This is a genomic window from Mucilaginibacter xinganensis (assembly GCF_002257585.1).
GTDB classification, from domain to species: domain Bacteria; phylum Bacteroidota; class Bacteroidia; order Sphingobacteriales; family Sphingobacteriaceae; genus Mucilaginibacter; species Mucilaginibacter xinganensis.
Genome location: NZ_CP022743.1, coordinates 895,920 through 919,326, shown reverse-complemented (window position 1 = coordinate 919,326; position 23,407 = coordinate 895,920). Strand labels below are relative to the sequence as shown.

The 23,407-nt window shown below is 42.1% G+C and carries 23 protein-coding genes; 13 read left to right on the top strand and 10 right to left on the bottom strand.

Going from position 1 to position 23,407, the window contains the following annotated elements; all coding sequences use genetic code 11:
- The first annotated feature begins 32 nt into the window (after positions 1–32).
- Both MuYL_RS04030 and MuYL_RS04025 read left to right on the top strand, forming a co-directional pair.
- Complete coding sequence (locus MuYL_RS04030) at positions 33–452, top strand: nucleoside-diphosphate kinase (protein ID WP_094569304.1); 420 nt, start codon at positions 33–35, stop codon at positions 450–452.
- 138 nt (positions 453–590) lie between these two features.
- Positions 591–788, top strand: coding sequence for a hypothetical protein (locus MuYL_RS04025; protein ID WP_094569303.1), 198 nt, complete (start codon positions 591–593; stop codon positions 786–788).
- Here MuYL_RS04025 and MuYL_RS04020 read toward each other — a convergent pair.
- A complete protein-coding gene (locus tag MuYL_RS04020; protein WP_094569302.1) occupies positions 775–1,065 on the bottom strand; it encodes a DUF721 domain-containing protein in 291 nt (96 codons plus the stop codon). The two genes, MuYL_RS04025 and MuYL_RS04020, sit on opposite strands and share 14 nt — an antisense overlap.
- Positions 1,058–2,158 carry a DNA replication/repair protein RecF gene (gene recF, locus MuYL_RS04015; protein WP_094569301.1) on the bottom strand — a complete coding sequence of 367 codons (1,101 nt, stop codon included), beginning with the start codon at positions 2,156–2,158 and terminating at the stop codon, positions 1,058–1,060. Before recF ends, MuYL_RS04020 begins: the two co-directional genes overlap by 8 nt.
- Positions 2,159–2,412: 254 nt before the next feature.
- On the opposite strand from recF, the gene MuYL_RS04010 reads away from it, so the two are divergent.
- The 6 genes from MuYL_RS04010 to MuYL_RS03985 all read left to right on the top strand — a co-directional run bounded on the left by MuYL_RS04010 (position 2,413) and on the right by MuYL_RS03985 (position 6,691).
- A complete protein-coding gene (locus MuYL_RS04010; protein WP_094569300.1) occupies positions 2,413–3,090 on the top strand; it encodes a YfgM family protein in 678 nt (225 codons plus the stop codon).
- A gap of 111 nt (positions 3,091–3,201) precedes the next feature.
- Positions 3,202–3,696 carry a 6,7-dimethyl-8-ribityllumazine synthase gene (ribH, locus tag MuYL_RS04005; RefSeq protein ID WP_094569299.1) on the top strand — a complete coding sequence of 165 codons (495 nt, stop codon included), beginning with the start codon at positions 3,202–3,204 and terminating at the stop codon, positions 3,694–3,696.
- A gap of 235 nt (positions 3,697–3,931) precedes the next feature.
- The gene (gene ytxJ, locus MuYL_RS04000; protein WP_094569298.1) at positions 3,932–4,261 is read left to right on the top strand and encodes a bacillithiol system redox-active protein YtxJ; all 330 of its coding nucleotides are present in this window, start codon (positions 3,932–3,934) and stop codon (positions 4,259–4,261) included.
- Positions 4,262–4,392: 131 nt separating this feature from the next.
- Positions 4,393–5,271, top strand: coding sequence for a lipoyl synthase (gene lipA / locus MuYL_RS03995; protein WP_094569297.1), 879 nt, complete (start codon positions 4,393–4,395; stop codon positions 5,269–5,271).
- Between the two features lie 26 nt (positions 5,272–5,297).
- Positions 5,298–5,849, top strand: a complete 552-nt coding sequence (locus tag MuYL_RS03990) for an RNA polymerase sigma factor (RefSeq protein WP_094569296.1) — start codon at positions 5,298–5,300, stop codon at positions 5,847–5,849.
- Entirely contained in the window at positions 5,846–6,691 is an 846-nt protein-coding gene (locus MuYL_RS03985) for an anti-sigma factor (protein WP_094569295.1), read from the top strand. The genes MuYL_RS03990 and MuYL_RS03985 overlap by 4 nt, the downstream gene beginning before the upstream one ends.
- Positions 6,692–7,036: 345 nt before the next feature.
- On the opposite strand, the gene MuYL_RS03980 is transcribed toward MuYL_RS03985, so the two are convergent.
- From MuYL_RS03980 to MuYL_RS03960, 5 genes are all read right to left on the bottom strand, one after another.
- Positions 7,037–8,542, bottom strand: coding sequence for an NAD(P)H-hydrate dehydratase (locus MuYL_RS03980; protein WP_094569294.1), 1,506 nt, complete (start codon positions 8,540–8,542; stop codon positions 7,037–7,039).
- Between the two features lie 39 nt (positions 8,543–8,581).
- Positions 8,582–8,833 carry a Txe/YoeB family addiction module toxin gene (locus tag MuYL_RS03975; protein WP_094569293.1) on the bottom strand — a complete coding sequence of 84 codons (252 nt, stop codon included), beginning with the start codon at positions 8,831–8,833 and terminating at the stop codon, positions 8,582–8,584.
- Positions 8,830–9,084, bottom strand: coding sequence for a type II toxin-antitoxin system Phd/YefM family antitoxin (locus MuYL_RS03970; RefSeq protein ID WP_094569292.1), 255 nt, complete (start codon positions 9,082–9,084; stop codon positions 8,830–8,832). The genes MuYL_RS03975 and MuYL_RS03970 overlap by 4 nt, the downstream gene beginning before the upstream one ends.
- A gap of 59 nt (positions 9,085–9,143) precedes the next feature.
- On the bottom strand, positions 9,144–11,990 hold the full coding sequence (gene uvrA / locus MuYL_RS03965) for an excinuclease ABC subunit UvrA (protein ID WP_094569291.1): 2,847 nt from the start codon (positions 11,988–11,990) through the stop codon (positions 9,144–9,146).
- Between the two features lie 219 nt (positions 11,991–12,209).
- Positions 12,210–13,022, bottom strand: a complete 813-nt coding sequence (locus MuYL_RS03960; RefSeq protein ID WP_094572846.1) for a lytic transglycosylase domain-containing protein — start codon at positions 13,020–13,022, stop codon at positions 12,210–12,212.
- A 234-nt stretch (positions 13,023–13,256) separates the two neighbouring features.
- On the opposite strand from MuYL_RS03960, the gene MuYL_RS03955 reads away from it, so the two are divergent.
- Complete coding sequence (locus tag MuYL_RS03955) at positions 13,257–14,762, top strand: pseudouridine synthase (protein ID WP_094569290.1); 1,506 nt, start codon at positions 13,257–13,259, stop codon at positions 14,760–14,762.
- 185 nt (positions 14,763–14,947) lie between these two features.
- Positions 14,948–16,087: a lactonase family protein gene (locus MuYL_RS03950; RefSeq protein WP_094572845.1), complete on the top strand. Its 1,140-nt coding sequence runs from the start codon at positions 14,948–14,950 to the stop codon at positions 16,085–16,087.
- Between the two features lie 181 nt (positions 16,088–16,268).
- On the opposite strand, the gene MuYL_RS03945 is transcribed toward MuYL_RS03950, so the two are convergent.
- From MuYL_RS03945 to hemA, 3 genes are all read right to left on the bottom strand, one after another.
- Positions 16,269–17,531 carry a glucose-1-phosphate adenylyltransferase gene (locus MuYL_RS03945; RefSeq protein ID WP_094569289.1) on the bottom strand — a complete coding sequence of 421 codons (1,263 nt, stop codon included), beginning with the start codon at positions 17,529–17,531 and terminating at the stop codon, positions 16,269–16,271.
- The gene (locus tag MuYL_RS03940) at positions 17,528–18,952 is read right to left on the bottom strand and encodes a glycogen synthase (protein WP_094569288.1); all 1,425 of its coding nucleotides are present in this window, start codon (positions 18,950–18,952) and stop codon (positions 17,528–17,530) included. Before MuYL_RS03940 ends, MuYL_RS03945 begins: the two co-directional genes overlap by 4 nt.
- A gap of 341 nt (positions 18,953–19,293) precedes the next feature.
- Positions 19,294–20,520: a glutamyl-tRNA reductase gene (hemA, locus tag MuYL_RS03930; RefSeq protein WP_094572844.1), complete on the bottom strand. Its 1,227-nt coding sequence runs from the start codon at positions 20,518–20,520 to the stop codon at positions 19,294–19,296.
- A gap of 151 nt (positions 20,521–20,671) precedes the next feature.
- Between hemA and MuYL_RS03925 the strand changes: the two genes are divergently transcribed.
- The 3 genes from MuYL_RS03925 to MuYL_RS03915 all read left to right on the top strand — a co-directional run bounded on the left by MuYL_RS03925 (position 20,672) and on the right by MuYL_RS03915 (position 23,251).
- Complete coding sequence (locus tag MuYL_RS03925) at positions 20,672–21,049, top strand: DoxX family protein (RefSeq protein ID WP_094569286.1); 378 nt, start codon at positions 20,672–20,674, stop codon at positions 21,047–21,049.
- 228 nt (positions 21,050–21,277) lie between these two features.
- Positions 21,278–22,108: an alpha/beta hydrolase family protein gene (locus tag MuYL_RS03920; RefSeq protein ID WP_094569285.1), complete on the top strand. Its 831-nt coding sequence runs from the start codon at positions 21,278–21,280 to the stop codon at positions 22,106–22,108.
- 153 nt (positions 22,109–22,261) lie between these two features.
- Positions 22,262–23,251, top strand: a complete 990-nt coding sequence (locus MuYL_RS03915) for an MBL fold metallo-hydrolase (RefSeq protein WP_094569284.1) — start codon at positions 22,262–22,264, stop codon at positions 23,249–23,251.
- Positions 23,252–23,407: the final 156 nt, after the last annotated feature.

Here is a 23,407-nt window from a genome sequence, read left to right as displayed (position 1 = left end):
ATCAACTTCAAAACAAAAAGTAAATTATTAAGATGAGTAACAATAAAACATTTACCATGATTAAGCCTGATGCTGTTGCAAACGGGCATATCGGTGCAATTTTAGATCAAATAATAAAGGCTGGTTTTAAAATCAATGCTATGAAATACATCGCATTAACAGAGCAAACTGCCGGAAAATTTTACGAAGTTCATAAAGAACGCCCATTTTACGGCGAACTTGTAGGCTTTATGTCATCAGGCCCTATTGTAGCCGCTATTTTAGAAAAAGACAACGCAGTTGAAGACTTCCGTAAACTGATTGGTGCTACTGATCCTGCAAAGGCTGAAGCCGGAACTATCCGCCAGTTATTTGCTGAGTCAATCGGAGCAAATGCCATTCACGGATCTGACTCTTCTGAAAATGCAAAAATTGAAGGCGACTTCTTTTTCTCCGCACTTGAAAAGTTCTAAAGCATTAGTTAACAGGATGTTTTATTAATAAAAAACATCCTGTTATTTTGTTATTCTAAAAAGAAGTGTCTATTTTTATAACGTTTTGAAAAACTGTGTTTTGCAAAGCCCTTATTTATTATAACCCAGAACAAAATCATGAGGCTTCTTCTTAAATATATTTTATACCTGTTACTTATAATCGTGTTGGTTTCGGGCACTATATTGCTTTACAGAACGCATCCTGAGGCACAACTCGCCTTTATACTTCCGGGTTTATTTATTCTTGCTTTTTCAAGAATGAGCGACGATCTAAACTTTAAGTCGTTTTTCCCAAGGTGGACTAAAGGAAAATAATTTCTTCAACTAAATTCGTTTTAGCTTCATCATTTATTTTTTCAATTATTTGCTCACGCATCATCATCAGTTCATTTTTTATTACTGACGACTCCACCCGCAGGAAAAGTTTTTTGTCGTGAATAAACAATTCTTTTGTGCGGTTAGCTACAGGCTTGCCAACCAGTTCGGGCCAATGCGCTATTATAGATGTTTCGTCAAACTTGCGCTTAATTTTGTAAACATTAAGCATTTGCTCAATAGCTTCTTTTAATGATTTATCGTTAGCCTTACGCATCAATCTCCCCTTCCTTTACCTTAAACAATGTTATTTCCACCCCTATTTTCTTAAATATATTTATCACCCGCTCTTCGCTGGTATCTGTAATAAATACCTGTCCAAAATCGTGGTTGGAAATCATCTGCATCAATTTAGTAATCCTTCGATCATCAAGCTTATCAAAAATATCATCGAGTAGTAATATTGGCTTAAACTTATTCTGCTGATCCAAAAAACTGTATTGTGCTAATTTTAAAGCTATTAAAAAAGATTTTTGCTGCCCCTGTGAACCAAACTTTTTCATGGGCATGCCATGAATAGCAAAAACCAGGTCATCTTTATGAATGCCGGCATTGGTACGCTCAAGTATCCTGTCTTTTTCAATATTCTTTTTCAACAGCGTTGACAGGTCATTTTGTAACAGTTGCGATTCGTAAACCATTTCAACCTGCTCCGCATCCTCACTTAAAAAACTGTAGTGCTTATTGAAAATTTCAGTAAAGCTTTCCATAAAAAGCTTGCGTTTCTCAAATATCCGGCTCCCCGAAATGGACAATTGTTCGTCAAAAACCTCCATCAATCCCGGATCGTACCGACCGCTGTCAGCAATTTGCTTTAGCAGTGCATTTCGGTTAGCCAACACCTTATTATATACCAGTAATTCATCAAGATAGGCATTGTCGGTTTGCGAGATTACATTATCAATAAATTTCCTCCGTTCATCACTGCCTTCTATAATAATGCTGATGTCGTAAGGCGACACCATTACCAGCGGAAGTAACCCTATGTGATCCGCCAGGCGCTGATAATCTTTTTTATTGCGCTTAAATTGCTTCTTTTGATTGCGCTTTACAGAGCAGGCAATATGCTCGGCTTTACCATTCCTGTTAAAATTACCGGTTACGATAAAAAAATCAGCCCCCTGCTTTATTTGCTGGCTATCAATTGGGTTAAAATAACTTTTGCACAGAGACATGTAGTATATAGCATCCAGCAAATTGGTTTTTCCGGCACCATTATTACCGGTAAAAACGTTAACTCCCTCGCTAAATGTTAGCCCGGCTTCCGCGTAGTTCTTAAAATTTATGACCGATAATTGCTGTAGATACATAAGGCGTTCAAAGGTAGTGATTAGCGGTTAGAGATTGGAGGATTTTAGTCCGAAAGTGAGGACGACAGAAAGCAGGGAACAAATTAAAGGCTGCAGATCAGGATGATACTTTTAATAATCTGCTATTCCAGCCTTACAACAACTAATCTCCGGCGGTTAACCTCTAATCTCAAGCCCCCATAAATATTTAATTTAAAAGGTATTGCTAAAAATTTTGAAAACTGTATTTTTGCACACTTAATTTTAGAAGAGAAATGTCAAAAACCCAGGCCAATACCAAGGTAGTAGTAGAAGAAAAGCGTTTAAAACCATCAGGTAACTTTATCCAGGAGAACCAAAAAAGCCTGATATTTATAGTTGGCGCTATTTTAGTAATGGTTGTTGCTTATGTTGCATATCAAAAATTCTATATAGCTCCACAAGAGATCAAAGCATCAAACCAAATGCACGTTGCACAAGATTTTTGGGCAAAAAAAGAATGGGACAAAGCTATTAAAGGAGATGCCGGCTATCCTGGCTTCCAAAAAATAATTGACGATTACGGCAATACCAAAGCTGCTAATTTGGCCTACTTCTATTTAGGTACGGCTTATTTAAATAAAGGCGAATTTCAAAAAGCTATTGATAATTTAACAAATTATCGCGGCAATGATAGCATGGTGGCTGCCGAAGCATACGGAAGCACTGCTGATGCATATGTTGAATTGAAGGATTATGATAAAGCATCAACCTACTTCAAAAAAGCGGCTGACAAAGCGAACAATAAATTTTTAACCCCTCTATACTTAAAAAAACTTGGGTTAGTTTACGAAACACAGAACGACAATAAATCGGCTGATGAAACGTATAAAAAAATAAAAAGCGATTATCCTGAAAGTACAGAAGCGCAAAATATTGACGAATATATAGCGCGTACCGAAGCAAAGCTTTAATTGATTTAGAAAGTCGGAACGTCGATTTCGGGTTTATTTATTGGAATTTCCAAGTTCTGATTTATCGCCCCGAAACCGTTGCTCCGACTTTCGCATTTAAATAGATCCTCCATGGCAACACATCTTAAAAACTTGTCTGATTTTTCTGAAACAGAAGTTCCATCTGCGGCTCCCTACAAATTCGGGATTGTTGTTGCCGAATGGAATGCCGGTATCACCAACGCGTTGTACCAGGGTGCTTATGAGAGCCTGCTTGAACACGGCGCTGCGGAGCAAAACATTGTTACACACCAGGTTCCGGGCAGTTTTGAATTAACATCAGGTGCCGATTTCTTGTTAAAAACCGGTAAATTTGATGCTATAATATGCCTTGGCTGTGTTATACAGGGCGAAACAAGGCATTTTGATTTTATTTGCAATGCAGTAGCAAACGGTTTAACCAATGTTGCCTTAAAATATTCAAAACCTGTTATATTTGGGGTATTAACTACTGATACACAGCAACAGGCTGTTGACCGTGCAGGCGGCAAACATGGAAATAAAGGTATTGAAGGTGCCGTAACTGCCATAAAAATGGCTTATCTTGCTGAAACTTTAAAAAGTTAATTCCGTATAAAACCTAATCGGACTTTAAAATGAAAAAAATACTTTACATCGCATTTATAGCTTTAGCATTGGGAACCCTCGCTTCATGCTCAAACAAATTGTGCCCTGCTTACGGATCATATCCAAAAAGCGGACGTTAACAGTTAAATGTCATTTTTTCATCAACTGCCTAAAACCACAGCCGTTTTTGTGTTGTTTTGCGTTTAATTAGGTATTCATCGTTATATATTTTTTTATGAACTGGACATCGCTGGAGTCGGCTGAGCAAATTAATGCTATAAAAAAACAAGAAGGCTATAGTTTAATTTTTAAACATAGCACCCGTTGCTCCATCAGTATGATGGTAAAGAAACGTTTCGAGCTGGATTGGGATCAGTTACCGGCAAATTTACCGCTATTTTTTTTAGACCTGATTAAATACAGGGACCTTTCAAACCAGGTTGCAGCTGATTTTTCAGTTCATCACGAATCGCCACAATTGCTAATGATAAAAGACGGCGAATGCGTGCTTGATCTTTCGCACGGAGAAGTTTCCGTTGAAGAGGCGATGTCAGTAATGGCGTAGTTTTGGAAAAATCAGCGACTGAAGATTAGTTAAAGCAAAAGTATTATACCGTGTATTTATTAAATGTAAAAACTAATCGGCAAGCCGTGATGTCTAATCACTAATCACAACTTTTTACATACTTTTGTAACATGATTGATTTGCCTGTTGTCCCTGCAAACCAAATGCAACGCAAGCCTGACTGGCTTAGGGTAAGATTGCCTGTTGGCAAAGAATATGCCCATGTGCGTGGCCTGGTTGATGAGCATAAATTACATACCATATGCGAAAGCGGAAACTGCCCCAATATGGGAGAGTGCTGGGGTGCCGGTACTGCCACATTTATGATATTGGGAAACATTTGTACCCGCTCTTGTTCGTTTTGTGCTGTTGCCACAGGCCGCCCTTTAGCGGTTGATACAGATGAGCCAAACCGGGTTGCTAATTCGGTTAAACTAATGCAGGTAAAGCATTGCGTAATAACCTCTGTGGATCGTGATGACCTTAAAGATGGCGGATCAATTATCTGGGCCGAAACCATTAATGCCATCCGCAGAGAAAGCCCTGATACTACTTTAGAAACCTTATTGCCTGATTTCAGGGGTATTTGGGATAATCTTAACCGCGTGCTTGAAACCAGGCCGGAAGTGGTTTCGCACAACTTGGAAACCGTAAGGCGCTTAACTAAAGAAGTACGCATCCAGGCCAAATATGACCGCAGCCTAGAATGTTTAAAATATATCTCGCAAGCGGGGTTGCGTACCAAATCCGGAATTATGCTGGGCCTCAGTGAAACGGAAGATGACGTACTGGAGGCTATGGATGATTTACTGGAAGCCGGTGTACAAATACTTACTTTAGGGCAATATTTACAGCCTACACGCAGCCATCACCCGGTAATTGACTGGATCCATCCGGATCAGTTTGAACGATACAAACAATTTGGGTTAAATAAAGGTTTTAGATATGTAGAAAGCGGCCCTTTGGTTCGTTCTTCTTACCACGCAGAAAAACATTTATTTGAAATCTGACAATACATTTATATCTTGAACCCACTTTGAGTAAGAAACGAAAAATATCGCTATCAGAAGAGGAATTGGTGCTTGCGCTGAGGAATCGCGAAAAGATTGCTATTGAAGCTCTTTACGATATGTATTCGTCATCGTTGTACGGCGTTATCTCGCGTATAATAATTGATACGGCAACCGCAGAAGATGTACTGCAGGAAACGTTTGTAAAAATCTGGCATTCCTTTTCGAGCTACAGTACCGAAAAAGGCCGTTTATTTACCTGGATGGTGAATATTGCGCGCAATCTCTCCATTGATAAAATCAGATCGAAAGATTTTAAAAACCAGAATAAAAACCAGGAACTGGAAAATAACGTAACTTCCATAGACGAACAGAGAAGCACGGTTTACAAACCTGAACTGTTGGGTATTAAAGAGTTAGTGGAAACGCTAAAGCCGGACCAAAAGGCTATTCTAGACCTGGTATACTTTAAGGGATACACCCATGTAGAGGCTGCCGAAGAATTGGCGGTTCCGCTTGGAACTGTTAAAACAAGGTTAAGGATGGCTATTCAGCAACTCAGGAAACATTTTAATTGAAAAGGCGGAAAGTGGAAGATATTAAAGCATATATAGAATCAGGCATTTTGGAACTTTATGTTCTGGGAGATGTATCTCCGGAAGAAAAGTTACAGGTGGAAACCATGGCCTCAAAACATCCTTCAATTAAAGCTGAACTGGATGAAATTGAGCTGTCAATGGAGATGTATGCAGAACATAACGCTGTTGAACCTGCTGAAAATTTAAAGAGCAGGGTTCTAAACAGCATACTTACAAATTTTAGCGACGACTATAATTTTGATACAAAGGCAGCACCTGCTATAGATAATGTAGTTGCATTTACAGCTCCCAAAACAAATAATTTTTATAAATATGCGTTTGCTGCATGCCTTGCTTTATTAATTGCAAGTGGTATAGCTTTAATGAATTTATACAATAAATTACAGGAATCAACCACCCAGCTTGCTGCATTACAAGTTGACAAGCAACATTTTGCTAACCGTGTAAACCTGGTAGAAGGAGAACTAAGTGTCCTTCGAGACCCTTCATTTAAATTTCTGAAATTAAACCCAACGGTGCATGCCCCTGCAACTGCTGCAGTAACTATTGCCTGGAGCCCGGTTAAGAAAAAAGTGATGATTGATATGGCTAATGTAAAAATGCCGGCGAACGACAAGGATCACCAGTATCAGCTATGGGCTATTGTTGCCGGCAAGCCTGTTGATTTAGGCGTATTTGACGCCAATCCGGACTCTACCGATATGAAAGAGATGAAAACCATTGCTGCTGTAAAAACCGATGCTTTTGCAGTTACCCTTGAGCCACGTGGCGGCAGCGTAAACCCTACGATGGATCAGATGATGGTGTTGGGTAAGTTTTAATCGCCTAACACATTTAGTAACCTGCGAATTATAGCGTCTTTAGATATCTGCAATATCATAACTACTTATTAATCATTTCAAAAAAATTATTTTTCTTAAAACAATCAGTAAAACAGCTTGTTGTTTTGCTAAGTTTTATACCTGATAACAGGGAGCTAATAATTTTTTAGCATCTTTTTGTAACTAAACAAATAGTCAGCACGTCTTATAGGTATAAAGCTTGAACTTGGATTTTGCTATAGTTATATATCAAAACAAAGCTCACCAATACCCCATTGAGTATTTTGTTCTTTATAAGATCAGTTAATAGTTAAAAAAGGTTGTACGATACTTACAGCCTTTTTTTTATGCCATTAATTTTGCCATTGTTGTTGGCAAACGAACTAAAACCTGCCCGGGCATCACCACATTCAGTTTGTTAGTTAAGGCAAGCTCATCCCCGGCTTTTCCATGAATATAAGCGCCGATGATACAAGCTTTTTCCGGCGAATATTTTTGCGCCAGTAAAGAAGTAATTACGCCTGTAAGCACGTCGCCCATTCCCCCGGTAGCCATCGCAGCATTCCCTGTTGTGTTGAAATATACTGCCCCCCCGGGTGTTATAACTATAGTATAATCGTTTTTGAGTAAAATGTACAGCTTTAGCTCCTTCGCCTTTTGCAGCCCGGTTTGAATGCGTTGCCACCAGCTGGTGTGCTCGCCAAAAAGCCGGTCAAACTCCTTCATGTGCGGGGTCAGGATGCTATTTTCAGGAATGCCGCTCCAAAGTTCCCGGTACTGAGCAAGTAAGTTAAGTGCATCAGCGTCAATTACCATCGGCCTTTTGCAATTAGATAAAATATCAGCAAATAAAGCCATTGATTCTTCCGTTTTGCCCAGCCCCGGACCAATCCCTATCGAACTAAATTTACCCCATTCAATAAGGGGAATCTCTGCGCCATTTCTTACTATTGCCATAAGCTCGGGCATGTAGCTATTTAAAGCGTTCAACCCACTTTTAGGCACACAGGCTGTAGTTAGTCCGGCACCCGCATAAGAACAAGCTGCAGCGCTCAGTAAAGCCGCCCCCATTGTTTCTTCCTGGCCAGCTACCAAAAGTGCGTGCCCGTAAGTCCCTTTATTGGTAAACTTATGCCTTGGCCTTAACAGCCGGCGAATATCTTTCTCCTCAACAGCCTGGTAAGGTGATTTTAATGAATGCACAAATTTCTCATCTATACCGATATTAACTGCTTCCCAGCATTCGATCCATTCGGCTGACTCAGGTAATAAAAAGTTAATTTTAGGCTGCTGGAAAGTAATAACAAGATCTGTCCTTAAAGCTAAGGTATTTGCAGGAATCTCGCCTTCTGAAAAAAATCCGGTCGGCACATCAACTGCAACCACGGTTTTTCCCAGGCTGTTTATATGGCTTACCAGTTTTTTATAGTCGCCTTCAAGTGGCTTATTTAAGCCGGTACCTAATAACGCATCTATAATAACGCCACTTTCATCGCTTGTGAAACTATCTCCCGGCCTAATCTCTGTAATTGGGATGCCCGTTTGGCGGAGTCGTTTTAAATTGGCGTTAAAATCATCAGAAGCTTTGTCTGAAAACCGGGCTACTTTTACCTTCAGTTTTTTATATTGGTGGTCATCCAGCATCCGTGCTATCGCAAGCCCATCGCCTCCGTTATTGCCAGTACCGCAATAAACCGTGATAGTTTTCTTTTTATCAGGAAAATGATTCAGAAACCAACCCACAAACGCTTTTGCGGCCCGCTCCATTAAATCGATTGAACTTATGGGTTCATTGGCAATTGTGTAAGCATCAGCTTCGCGAATTTGGGGTGCGGTTAACAATGGTAACATATAAGCTAAAGTTACAATTGTTTAGTTTTGTTTGAGGAATTAATAATGATATCTGCATTGCAGTATCACAATAGCCTTATCATCAATTTTATATACCAGCCTATGTTCGAGATTTATCCGTCGTGACCACCAGCCAGCAAAATTGTGTTTTAGGGGTTCTCTTCCATTCCCTTCAAATGGCATTTGCTCGATTTCTTTTAATAATGAATTTACCTTTTTTAAAGTCGCCTTATCCGTATTTTGCCAGTATAGATAGTCTTCCCAGGCCTGATCAAGAAAAACCACCTTCATTCTTCGATAAGCTTTCTTTCCTCAACTAGCCCATTTTCGTAATCCTCAAGGCTTTTTAGCAATCTAGCTGCATTCTTCGGACTTTTAAGCAAATAAAAGGTCTCTTCCATACTTTCATAATCGGATTTTGAAAGCACAACCACATCTTCCCCATTAGCACTAGTAACAAAAAGAGGTGTGTGACTATTTCTTACCTTATCCAGATATGACTTTAATTGTTGGCGAAAATTTGTATAAGTCGTAACCTGCATTATTATCAATTTTAATAAAGGTAAAAAACGAATTTAATATGTACAACTTTCTGTACATATTATTTTAATCCCATTTCCTTTTTCAAAAACTGCCCGGTAAAGCTTTCTTTAACTTTACACAAACCTTCAGGCGTTCCGCTGAAAAGGATTTTTCCGCCACCTGAACCGCCCTCAGGACCAAGGTCAATTACATGATCCACAACCTTTATCACATCCAGGTTATGCTCAATTACCAGCACAGTATTGCCTTTATCAACCAATTGCTGCAATACCCCCAGCAAAACGTTAATATCCTCAAAATGCAGACCAGTAGTAGGCTCGTCCAATATATAAAACGTATTCCCTGTGTCTTTTTTGGAGAGTTCAGTAGCCAGTTTAACACGTTGTGCCTCACCTCCTGACAGGGTTGTTGATGATTGCCCTAACGTTATATAACCCAAGCCTACATCAAACAGTGTTTTAACCTTTCTGTAAATAGCCGGGATATGTTCAAAAAACGGGGTGGCATCCTCAATGCTCATATCCAGCACATCGCTGATGGACTTACCGCGATACCTTACTTCCAGCGTTTCGCGGTTGTACCTCCTGCCGCCGCACTCTTCGCAGGGCACCTGCACATCGGGCAAAAAGTTCATTTCTATAACTTTCAAACCTGCACCCTGGCAAGTTTCGCAACGGCCGCCCTTTACGTTAAAGGAAAAACGACCGGGCTTGTAGCCCCTGATCCTTGATTCGGGTAACTGTACATACAGGTTCCTGATGTCAGAAAACACGCCGGTATAAGTTGCAGGATTTGAACGCGGCGTACGTCCGATTGGTGTTTGATCAATTTCAATCACCTTATCAATATGCTCCAGGCCTTCAATTTTTTCGTAAGGAAGGGGATGTTTTTTGGCCCTGAAAAAGTGGTGATTTAAAACAGGATATAAAGTTTCCGTTATCAGGCTTGACTTGCCGCTGCCCGATACACCTGTGATGCCTATTAACTTACCCAAAGGAAAATCAACAGACACTTTTTTTAAATTGTGGCCGGTTGCCTTTTTAAGGCTCAGCACTTTCCCATTGCCTTCGCGCCTTGTTTTAGGTATCGCAATTTCGCGTTCCCCGTTTATGTATGATGTGGTAAGCGTGTGGGCCTTCATTAACTCTTCGGGGGTTCCCTGCGCTACTATTTGACCGCCATGCACACCGGCGGCGGGCCCCATATCTATCACATGGTCGGCATGCAGTATCATATCCTTATCATGCTCAACAACCAATACCGTATTACCCAGGTCGCGCAGATTTTTCAGCGCATTTATTAAGCGTTCGTTATCACGCTGGTGCAAGCCAATACTTGGTTCATCTAAAATGTACATGACATTCATGAGCTGCGACCCAATTTGCGTTGCCAGCCTAATGCGCTGTGCCTCGCCGCCCGACAGTGTTTTGGCGGTCCTGTCAAGCGTTAAATAATTTAAGCCAACATCCAGCAGAAACACAATCCTCGCCCGTATTTCCTTTAAGATCTCTTTGGCAATAACATTCTGGCGTTCACTCAGGCGATCTTCTAAATTGGCAAACCATTCCTGCAGGGTACGGATATCCATACAAGCCAGCTCGAAAATATTTTTACCGTCAATCTTAAAATGAAGCGATTCCTTTTTTAGCCTAGCACCATCGCAAACCGGGCAGGTTCTTAAAACCCGGTAGTTTTCCATATCATCCATCCCTTCTTCACTCCGGCGCTCCTGCTGCTCTTCAAGCATGCGGATAATGCCATCAAAAGCAACCTGGTAACTTTGTACGTTCCACTTGTTGTATTCAACGGCAACGGTAATCATTTCAGTTGATCCGTTCAGGATGATATCCAGGTGATCTTTTGAAAGTTTCTCTATCGGTACCGATAAAGAAAATTCATACTTTTTGGCAAGCGCTTTTAACACCTGGAAAATCCATGTTTCGCGGTACTCGCCAAGTGGCGCAAGGCCGCCGTTAAGAATACTAAGCTTAGGGTTGGGAATAACAGAAGCTTCATCAACCTCAAAAATATATCCCAGCCCATTACACTTCTCGCAGGCACCATAAGGTGAGTTAAACGAAAAAGTATTCGGCTGTGGCTCATCATATGAGATGCCCGAAATAGGGTCCATTAAATATTTACTGTAATAAGCTACATTGTTGTCCTTATCGCCTATGCGGATAATTCCTTTTGCTATTTTTAAAGCTGCCTGTATAGAGGTGTAGAGGCGCTTGGTATCATTTTCGCTAACCACCAGCCTGTCAACAACAATGTCTATGTCGTGGATTTTGTACCTATCCACCTGCATTTTTGGTTCAACGTCGGCAATTGCACCGTCGATCCAAACTTTAAGATACCCTTGTTTGCGAATCTGCTCAAAAAGTTCGCGGTAATGTCCTTTCCTGGCCTTTACTACCGGGGCAAGGATATTCACCGGTTCACCATTAAATTTTTCGGAAATGGTTTTCAGGATCTGATCTTCAGACATGCGTTCCATCTTCTCGCCGCTTACGTAGGAATAAGCCTCGCCGGTGCGGGCAAAAAGCAAACGCATAAAATCATAGATCTCAGTTATTGTACCAACAGTTGACCGTGGATTTTTACTGGTTGTTTTTTGTTCAATCGCAATAACGGGGCTAAGGCCCGAAACCTTATCAACATCCGGCCGCTCCATCCCACCCATAAACTGGCGCGAGTAGGCCGAAAACGTTTCCATGTAACGGCGTTGTCCCTCGGCGTAAATCGTATCAAATGCCAGGGATGATTTTCCGCTGCCACTTAAACCGGTAATTACCACCAGTTGATTGCGCGGAAAAGAAACATCAATATTTTTTAAATTATGTACCCTGGCCCCATACACTTCAACTTCATTTTGCTCGCCCAGGTCGATGGATGTTTTATTCATATATTGAGATTGGTTGATCAGGTTGATTGGGATGGATTAAGTTAATTAAGTTAAAACGCAACAGCTTTTCCATAACTCAATTAACCACTCACCAGTCAATTCAATCAACTTTTTTCAGGCTGCAAATATACGCAAAAAAAGGCCGATCTTCCAGCTTGGAAGGTCGGCCTCAAAGTGCTCCGTAATATAATTTTACTTTCTGCGGATTAAATCCGGTTGTTAGTTAATTGCCAGCAGTTCAATTGTTCCGCTGTTAGCATTAACCGTTTTATAATATTTGTAGCCGTACTTGTTAGGCTGGGTAATAATTGCTTTCATAGCAATCAGGTTATAAACATAAGCCCCGGTTTCGCGGTTTAAATGCATGCGGAAATAATTATCCTCATTCTGTTTATTAATAACCTTTTCTAATTTAATAGATCCGTTGTTGTAGGCGGCAGCGGCAAGCGTCCAGCTGTTGAACTCTGCGTATAACTCTTTGATGTATTTACATGCTGCCACAGTTGATTTGTGCACATTTAAACGCTCATCAATTCCGTGCCCTACTTTAAGTCCGTAGGTACGCGCAGTCCCTGGCATAAATTGCCATAAACCCCTCGCACCCTTTGGCGACGTTCCTTCGCATAAACCCGACTCGACTAAGGGAATGTATTTAAAATCGTCCGGAATTCCGTACGCTTTTAAAATGGGTTCGATAATCGGGAACAGTTTTTCTGCTTTGCTTTGCAGAACGTTAGATTGAACGCATTTAAAACTATGCTTTTGAAGCGAACGATTCAACTTGCGGGTTACACTGGCATTTCTGATTGGTATAGCTTCATTAGCGAAGGTATAATCATTCACAGCTTCTGCTGCTTTGAAAATGAATGATGAAATGCGCGGGCTAAATTTTTCCGATTTATCAACGGGTAACGTAGCCTTTACGTTGTGAATATCGGTGGTTGGCACAGCCTTTATACCACAAATATTGAACGCTGAAATGATAACCAGCAGCACTATTACGGAGCACGTAATTAGGTGTCTCTTTGTCATTTCTTTTTTATCCATAAATTACACATTTGGTAGAATGCGCTGCAAAGGTAAGTTATACAAGTCAGATTATCAAATACTTAGCTTTTTTACGCTTTTTTGAAGTCCGGTTTTCGGTTCAAAAACTTGGTTTAAAACGTTTAAACGCCGATTTTGTTGATGATAAAAAAATTATAAAAATCACCCAAAAAACCGTAACTTTGACCCTCACGCTGCGAAAGCGCAAACAAAAAAAATATGGCATTCAACAGACCAGGGAACAGTCGCGACGACAAATCCGGCAGATCATCAAACAAGGCTTCAAAGGCCGGTGACAGGCCAAAAAGATCAACCTCATCAAGAGGAAATTCTACACCAGGTTCTGATCAACCCAAAAGTTCCCGACCATCAAAAAAATATAACAGCGAAGCACCCGGCGAAAAAAGATCTTTTTCATCATCGGGCAGCAAAAGCAGTTTCGACAAACCGGCAAGCAGTTTTAGCGGCGGCCCGGGCGAGAAGAAAGCATTTACCGGAAAAAGCAGGCCATACAGCGGACGGCCATCAGATGGTGAGTCATCCGGCGAAAAAAGAGCGTTTGCACCAAAAAGCAGGCCATATACCGGCAGAGTGGCTGACAATGATCCACGACCAGGAAAAAGCTTTGGCGGCGAAAGAACAGGTGATAAAAAACCTTTTGCATCGCGCAGCAAATCGTCACCAGGTTCATTTAACGCCGATGACCGGCCTAAAAGAAGCTTCGGTGGCGAAAGAACAGGAGACAAAAAACCTTTTGCACCGCGCGCAAAATCATCAGGCGGTTCATTTAACGCTGATGATAAACCGAAAAGAAGCTTTGGCGGAGACAGCAAGTTTGCGGGCAGGCCTTCTTCAGGAACCGGGTTTAAAAGACCAGCGAGCGACAGGCCAAATGATACCGACAGGCCGCAACGCTCAAAACCCACATACGATAAAATAACAAAAGACCGCGACGCTCCGGAAAGAACTATGCGCGGCCGCAAAAAGGGCCCTGAAAGTAAAGATACCGGCTTGATAAGACTGAACCGTTACATTTCAAATGCAGGTATCTGCTCACGCCGCAAGGCTGACGAACTGATAGCCGCAGGCGTGGTTTCTGTTAACGGAACAGTAATAAATGAACTTGGGCATAAGGTTGATCCGATGAAGGATGAGATCCGCTATAACGGCGAATTGCTTAAGCGCGAGAAAATGGTTTATGTATTGTTAAATAAGCCGAAAGATTATATAACTACTACTGAAGATCCGCAGGAGCGCCGTACCGTAATGCACCTGGTTGAAAAAGCCAGCAAAGAACGCATCTACCCGGTTGGCCGCCTTGACAGGAACACTACAGGTTTGCTTTTAATGACCAACGACGGTGATCTTGCCGACAAACTTTCACACCCGCGTAACAGCATCACCAAGTTGTACCAGGTTGAGCTGAACAAAAGCTTAACACAAGGCGATATGAATAAAATTGGCTTCGGGCTTGAACTTGAAGATGGGGCGATAAAACCTGATTCTATATCATACGTCGCAGGTGGTTCAAAAAGAGAGATCGGCATCCAGATTCACAGCGGCAAAAATCGTATTGTACGCCGTATATTTGAACATTTAGGCTACGAAGTGGTAAAACTGGATAGAGCCGTATATGCCAACCTTACCAAAAAGGATCTTCCGCGCGGACGCTGGAGATTTTTAGAGGAAAAGGAAGTTATCCAGTTGAAGCACTTAATTCAGTGAATTAGAGATTAGAGACCGGAGATTAGTTCCTGTCTATATTATAAAGGAAAGCCTTTGCAGATTTTGCAGGGGCTTTTCGTCTTCCGGGACTTTTCAGATCTCCAGACTAAAAAAACTAATCTCTAATCTCCAACCTCTTATCACTAATTACTATCTTGCAGGCTGATAACCAAATTTATCCTGCAATGAGAAAATTCCTGATATTAATTTCACTGTTATTTCCGGTGCTTATTTATGCGCAAAAAAAGAAGGCCGGACCTCCCTCAACTTATGACCTGCTGATAGGCACTTACACCAAAGGCAAAAGCAAAGGTATTTACGTATACCGCTTTTATGCAGAAAAAGGCAAACTGGAATATTTAAATCAAATTGATGGCGTTAGTAACCCTTCGTACCTAACCGTGTCTGACAATAATAAATTTGTATATGCAGTTAATGAGGATGGAAAAAAGGGTGAAGTAAGTGCATTTAAATTTAATGCAAAATTAGGTAAGCTTGAGTTTATCAACAAACAATCGTCATTAGGTGCCGATCCCTGCTATATTTCTGTAGATAAGGATCAGAAAAATGCATTCGTAGCTAACTACAGCAGCGGCTCAATTGCAGTGCTGCCCATCAACAAAGACGGATCATTGGCAAACGGCATCCAAACCTTGCATGATGACGGGCATAGTGTTAATAAAGACAGGCAGGAAGCCGCTCACGTACACACCGCGGTGCTATCGCCTGATGAAAAATATGTTTTATACACTGACCTTGGAACCGATAAGCTGCACATAACCCGCTATAAGCCCGGAAAAGCAAACCCGCTTACCGACGCTAAGCCGGCTTATGTTACGGTAACGCCCGGAGATGGACCGCGCCACCTGGTATTTTCAAACGATAAAAAACATGTTTACCTGATCACTGAGATGGGATCAAACGTGTATGTTTATGACTATGATAACGGGAAACTAAAACAAAAGCAAAAGGTCTCGTTTTTAATTCCCGGCTTTAAGGGACAAACCGCTGGCGCTGCCGTACACCTTACGCCCGACGGAAAGTTTCTTTATGCATCAAACCGCTTAGAAACCAATACCATTACCGGATTTGCTGTAAATGAAGAAACCGGCGAACTGACACAGGTTGACCAGGTATCTACCTTTGGGAAAAATCCCCGCGACTTTGCGATAGACCCTAACGGTAATTTCCTGTTGGTGGCAAACCAGGACAGCGACAGCATTTTCATTTACAAATTAAACAAAGAGACCGGTAAATTGGCGCTTATACAGGGGATGACTGAAATAGGAAACCCCGTTTGTTTGAAATTTACTTCCGCCGAATAAATTTTACTGTTACAAAACAAGACCGGTTGTAAGTAATTATTCATGAATAAGCGCCGGGGAAGAAATCCTGTAATTACATTTATGCCGCTTGCACATAAAAAAGCGTTACGAAGTTTTTTGTCTTCGTAACGCTCTCCTAACTACCCCTTTCATCTGTATTTACCAGACTCAGTACTTCATTTTATATAATAGTTCCGTTTGGAATTACGGCCCTTTTCTTAACTATTACGATGCCATCCTGAACAACGTATGCGCCGTAGTCGCCATTTTCAAGCGGCTCACCGCAGTTGATCTGCACATCATCGCCGATACTGGCGTTTTTGTCAATAATCGCATTTTTTATGTGGCACCTGTCACCAATACCCATCACCGGCGACTGGCTTTCATGCAATTCCGCTATCTGCTCAAGGGTTTGGTAATTATCGCTACCCATCATATAACAGTTTTCAATAATGGTTTCAAATCCAATTCGCGAACGGATACCAATTAAAGCGCGGGTTAGCTGGCTGGCATTGATAATACAACCATCGGCAATAATAACTTTGTCAACGTGCGTGCCCGACATTTTAGACGGCGGCAACATGCGTGCCCGGGTATAGATCGGGTGCTTGTCGAACAGGTTAAACTTCGGAATATCATCAGTTAAACCAATGTTTGCCTCAAAAAATGATGGGATGGTACCAATATCAGTCCAGTAACCTTCATACTGGTAGCTTAACACCTTATGGTTTATTATGGATTGCGGGATGATCTCCTTACCGAAATCAGTATGGTCATTACCTTCCAGCAACTCATATAAAAGTTTTTTATTGAAAATATAGATCCCCATTGATGCCAGGTAAACCCTGCCTTCAGCCGCCATCTGCGGGCTCACATCTGATGCCCAGCTTTCAAAATTGGTTTTTGGTTTTTCTATAAATGATGTGATCAGGCTCTCGGCATCGGTCTTTAAAATTCCAAAGCCCGGTACATCATTTGCATGCACGGGTATGGTTGCTATAGAAATATCGGCATTGGCCGCAATGTGCTGCTCAATCATGTGCGCAAAATCCATTTGGTACAACTGGTCGCCCGACAGGATGAGCACATATTCAAAATCATGTACAGCCAGGTGGTGTAAGCTTTGCCGTACTGCATCAGCAGTGCCCTGATACCAGCCAACATTGGTTGGGGTTTGTTCTGCAGCCAGGATATCAACAAATGCCTCGCTAAAGTTGCTGAAGTGGTACGTGTTTTTGATGTGCTTGTTTAACGATGCCGAGTTAAACTGCGTTAACACATAAATTCTGTGAATACCTGAGTGCAGGCAGTTTGAGATGGGAATATCAACCAACCGGTATTTGCCGGCAATTGGTACTGCGGGTTTTGAACGTGTTGTGGTTAAGGGTGCCAACCGGCTGCCCTGGCCACCGCCCAGAACAATGGAAATTACTTTAGAGGTCATATAGTTGGTTTTAAACTTTCATAAAGGGTAATATATTCTTTGGACGAGCGGTCCCACGAGAAATCAAGCGCCATCATCAACTTGCGTAAGGCCAGCAACTGCTTTTCGTCATTATAGAGCACCAGCGCACGGCTCACAGCATTGCAAATATCTTCGATACTGGCATTATTGTAACGGATGCCATAACCGCCTTCATCGCCAAAATCAATCACGGTATCTTTTAAACCGCCGGTTGTACGCACCATTGGCATCGTTCCGTATCTTAAGGAATATAGCTGGTTAAGCCCGCAAGGTTCAACCCGCGATGGCATCAGTAAAAAATCAGCACCGGCATACACCAAATGTGCAAGGCTTTCATCATATCCTATAAATGCAGCACATTGCTCCGGGTAAAAATCCCTGAGTTGTATCAGTTCCCTTTCTGTTTCCTTATCACCGGCACCTAACAATAAAAAATTAAACTGCCCGGGATGCTCGTTAAAGCTTTCCTCCATGGCGGTAGCCAACAGGTCGGCACCTTTTTCAATCACCAAACGGCCAATAAAGGCTATCAGCGGCTTTGTTGGGTCAAGGTTAAAGCGAGTGCACAAGGCCTCTTTATTTCCCTGTTTGCCTTTTGGTAATAGTTTTATGGAGAACTTTTCAGCAATCATCGGGTCTGTTTTAGGGTCCCAAATGGCTGTATCTATCCCGTTAATTATGCCAACCCCTTTTGCCTTTTCCAAATAAAACAAATATTCCAGCCCGTTTGAGTTGATAGTGAGCTCCTCCAGGTAGGTTGGTGAAACAGTGGTATATCGCCAGCAGCATTTAACTGCACATGCCAGCGGATTAATGCCGCCCGCCCAATCAAGCAAGCCTGTTTTTGACAGGTCTATTTCCGGCAGGTACGACAGTTTATCCCAGCCAAAAGCGCCGTGATATTGCCCGTTGTGTATGGTAAATACCGTTGGTGTTGCTGCAAGCCGGGTATATAGTTTGGAGTGCTGCAGCAAAAACGGTACCAGCCCTGAATGGTGATCATGGCAATGGATCAGGTCCGGCGATTGCTGCGAATAGCTGATCCAGTCTAAGAACGCTAACTGGAAGGCAATAAACTGCTCCGTTTCGTCCGGGTAACTGTAAATTTCTACGCGGTCTATCAGCCCAGGAATCTTAACTAAAAACAATTCGAAGCCAAGCTTGTCCGTTTTTTCTTTTAATATTTCAAAATATAAACGGCGGGTACCTAATAAGGTTGAGCTTTGAAAAACGGTGTCAAACTCGTTCTCCTGCACAAATTTCCGGTCGTAATAAGGCATTACCACAGCCGCCTTCAAGCCGGCCTGGTTTTGGTATTTAGGTAATGCGCCTACAACATCAGCCAGGCCGCCAACTTTGGCAACCGGGTAGCACTCGGCACTTAGGTGAAAAACTCGCATAAGGGATTTATTGGCTCAATTTAAGCAAACAATTGTTTAAATATAGAACCGCCGGAGCCATAATCTGTTTAAAAAAATAATTTTTATTATTTGTTTACCCGATGTGGCTATTCATTTATAAAATACAAGGCATATTGCGTGTTTTTTATCAGAATGATATTTTTTTAACACTTTCCCGGGTGGATTTTAAGGAAATGACAATAAGCATTAAGGATTGCAGGCAGATTAAGATAGCCGGGCGGCGCGATGTGTTTGCGTTAAGAACCCCTTTAACATTTAACCCAGCCTAAACGCACTCGCGGGAGGCGGACTTTAGGATGGTTATTCTTTAGTTGATTTGCTTAGTTATTGTTGATCAGGATATCTTTGGCCATTATCATAGGCACGCTGATATATTTTTTCTCCATGTAGTTGATCACCTTTTCCAAAATCTCGCGGCTTTGCTGATCCATGCCCTGCACTTCTTCGGCAAAAACACTGTTAATGGCTGTGTTACGGATCTCCTTTATTTTTTCGGGAACCTGGCGCATGGCAACCTCTATGCGGCGTTGCTTAAGCTCCAGTAAAAAGTCGGCTATGTTTTTATTTATAATTTCTTCGGCGTAGGTAAGTTCTTCGTAACGTTCCTGCAGGTTCTTCTTGGCAACTTCGTTTAATGAATACACTTCAATAAAGTTTACCGGGAACTGCTCAAGCACGTCTGAATGGGTATCGTTTGGAACGGCCAGATCAACAATGGTTTTGCGCCCGGTTTCGCCGTTTAACAAGCCTGCATATATTTCCGGCGTAATAATAGGCTCGGTTGATGACGTGCAGGTTATAATGGCATCAAAGCCTTTGTTAAAAGTTTTTAAAGCTTCAAGGTTAAATGCCTCTCCGCCCAAATCGGCAGCCAGCTTAGCGGCATTTTCAACGGTGCGGTTAAATACCGAGAAATTTGAAAACTTATGCTTTTGCAGGTATTTTGAAATATTACGGTTGGTTTCGCCTGCGCCAATGATCAGGATGCGTGCGTTGGTGCAAAGCTTAAGGTCGCGCAGTTTACGGTAAGCCAGCGATACTACCGAAATAGGATTTTTTGAAATATTGGTATTGGTATAAACTTCTTTTGCCGTTTTTACAATGCAGTTCATGAACATGCGCAAACCGTCGCCGGTAAGGCCGGCATCTTTGCAATTTTCATAAGCCTTGCGGAGCTGGGCCAGGATCTCTTTTTCGCCCACAATCATACTTTCCAGCGAGCATGAGGTGCGCAACAGGTGTTCAAGCGCTTCCCGGTCTTCATAAATAGCTGCCGAATCTAAAAAAGTACCGGTTGATACCGGGCATAGCCCCATATCAATGGCATCCATAAACTGTTTGGCGAAAGTCTTGTCAACAGTATGTGCAGTAAGCATAACAAATTCAACCCTGTTACAGGTTGACAGGTAAAAGATTTCGTTAATCCCAAATTCTGTTTTTACCTTTTGCAGCTTATCGGTCAGATTTTCCTGGCAAATCACCAATTTACCCAACTCCTTCAACTCGATCTGTTTATGCGTAAAAGCGATTACCTTTAGATACTTCAAAGCTATATTAAATTTGAACCCAACAAAAGTAACAGGATTAACAGGATGCAGTGTCAATCCTTTGTCATACAGTTGCATTTAGAATGTTTATAAATAAAGGGTGTTCTTTTGACATTTAAATCGATTTTACCTATAAAAACGTACATAATCTATGACATCACTAAAAAAAATCAGCCTGGTTATCCTGGTAACAGGGTATTTGGCCGCGGGAGCCAACCATTTCAGGGCGCCTGACAGCTATATACACATCATTCCGCCCTACATCCCGCTACCGAAACTAATGAACATTCTTGCCGGTTTTTTTGAAATATTATTTGGCATAATGCTCATATTTAAAGTAACCCGGTTTTGGGCCGCCTGGGGCATAATTTTAATGCTGGTTGCCTTTTTGCCGGTGCATATTGATATGGTTTTACATGCGCCTTTCCAGTTGGGCAGCCTGTATGTAACACCGCTGATTGCCTGGATCAGGTTGCTGGTTTTTCAGCCTTTATTAATATTATGGGCCTGGTGGTATGCGAAGGAATGATGTGCAAAATGTTACCTTTCCCCTCTTTCTGCGAAGCAAAGAGAGGGTCAGCGAGCGAAGCAATGCTGGGGTGAGTCAGCCCGTCATGCATTTGCGTTAATATCGCTCGCAGGTTTTACTCACCCGGTCGACGCTTCGCTGGACCTCCCTCTCTTCGCTGCGCGTAAAGAGGGAAGGGGAAATAGATGATAAACATTAATCATCCAATATCATATCTTTGATATCACTATGATCAAAAAACAAAACTTCAACATTCCCGGTGCCAAAGGCCGCGGTATGCTGATGGATCTAACTTATAAAACATCGGCCACAAATGCGCCGCTGGTAATTTTTGCCCATGGTTTTAAAGGGTTTAAAGACTGGGGCACACACAACCTGGTTGCCAATCACTTTGCCGAACATGGTTTCAGGTTTCTAAAATTCAACTTTTCGCACAATGGCACCACTGCCGATCAGCCTAACGATTTTGCAGACCTGATAGCCTTTGCTGATAATACCTTTTCAATTGAGCTGGAAGATTTGAAGGCGGTGGTTGATTTTGCCTGCGGCGGATCAGGAATTGCCGCGGCTAATGGCGTTTACCTGATAGGGCACAGCATGGGCGGCGGCATAAGTATTATAAAAACGGCTGAAGACCCCCGCATAAAAAAGCTGGTTACCATGGCCTCTATTTCGGGCTTTAGCGATCTGTGGCCCAAAAACATTGAGGAGCAATGGCGTTTAACCGGCATCACTTACATGTTAAACAAACGTACCGGCCAGCAAATGCCGTTAAAAGTAGGGTTGCTTGATGACCTTGCTAAAAACCCGGCGCGGCTGGATATTCTTGCCCACGCTGCAAAAATTAAGCAGCCCTGGCTTATTGTTCATGGCGATGCCGATACCTCTGTACCGCTAAGCCATGCCGAAGAATTAAGTAAAGCACAAGCTCATGCCGGGTATTCGGTGATCACAGGAGCCGATCATGTATTTGGGGCTACACACCCTTATATGGAGCAAACCTTGCCGGCACATCTGCTGGAGTTTTGCCGGCAAACAATTGCCTTTTTTAATAAGTAACTACTTTACTTAGCCGGGCGATGCGATAATTAACGTTGCGAAACTTAACGTGAAAACACTTGTTATCCCCATCAGCGGAATGTAACAATTCAGCATAACTAATAGTTACAAATTGCCCTTTAGTATATTTAAGGCATAATTTCACACCGATTTATGAGTTTATCAGGCGCGAGCAAAAAGGGGAGAAAGTTTTTAAATCCGATACCTACCGACGAGGCTGGGTTTGGCAAAATGATCCCCATATTAAAAGAATATTATACCAACAAAGCCGAAAACACGCCCAAACAGCAATTGGGCCCTTTTAAAACTGATCTGTCCATATTAGTTGCCCCGCCTGCCACCGGTTTAAGGATCACACTGATAGGGCATTCCAGCTTACTGATTGAAATTGACGGCAAACGCATCCTTACCGACCCGGTGTGGAGCGACAGGGTATCTTTTAGTTCATTTTTCGGGCCCAAAAGGTTTTTTCAGCCGCCCATAACCCTTGATGAGCTGCCGCCATTGGATGCTATCATCCTGTCTCATGACCATTATGATCACCTGGACAAAAACACCATAAAGTATTTTTCTAACCAAACCATTCCTTTTATTTGCTCGCTGGGTGTTGGCCAGCACATTGAAAAATGGGGGATCGAAAGAAATTTTATTAACGAGGTGGATTGGGGCGACAGTGTAATGATTGGCGACTGCAATATTATCGCTACACCATCCCGGCATTTTAGCGGGCGCGGCATCGTTGGCCGCAACGAAACCTTATGGTCGTCATTTGTAATTAAAGGCCCTAAGCATAATATATTTTTCGGTGCCGATTCAGGCTGGTTCCCAGGCTTTAAAGAAATTGGCGATGCTTTTGGCCCGTTCGATTTAACGATGCTGGAGATTGGCGCCTATGGAAAAAACTGGGCCGACATTCACATGGGTCCGGATAATGCATCTAACGCGCACCTGGCTTTAAAAGGCAAATTAATGATGCCGATCCATTGGGGAACGTTTAACCTGGCACCACATGCCTGGTACGAACCCATTGAGCGCCTGCTTAACTACGCCAAAGAAAAACAGATCCAACTGTTTGTTCCTGAACCGGGCACACCTACCGAAGTAAAGCCGTATGTTTCGGGCTGGTGGCAAAAGTATTTGTGAAATAATATGCCATTACCGGAATAACCAGATCTTCCTATTTTTTCAGTATAAGACACTGTATCGCCTGTATTGTCTGTATCGTTGTATCGGACATTACAACGATACAGTACAGTTTTTTATGCCTTTGTTGGTGTTAGGAAGATATTAATTTGTCAT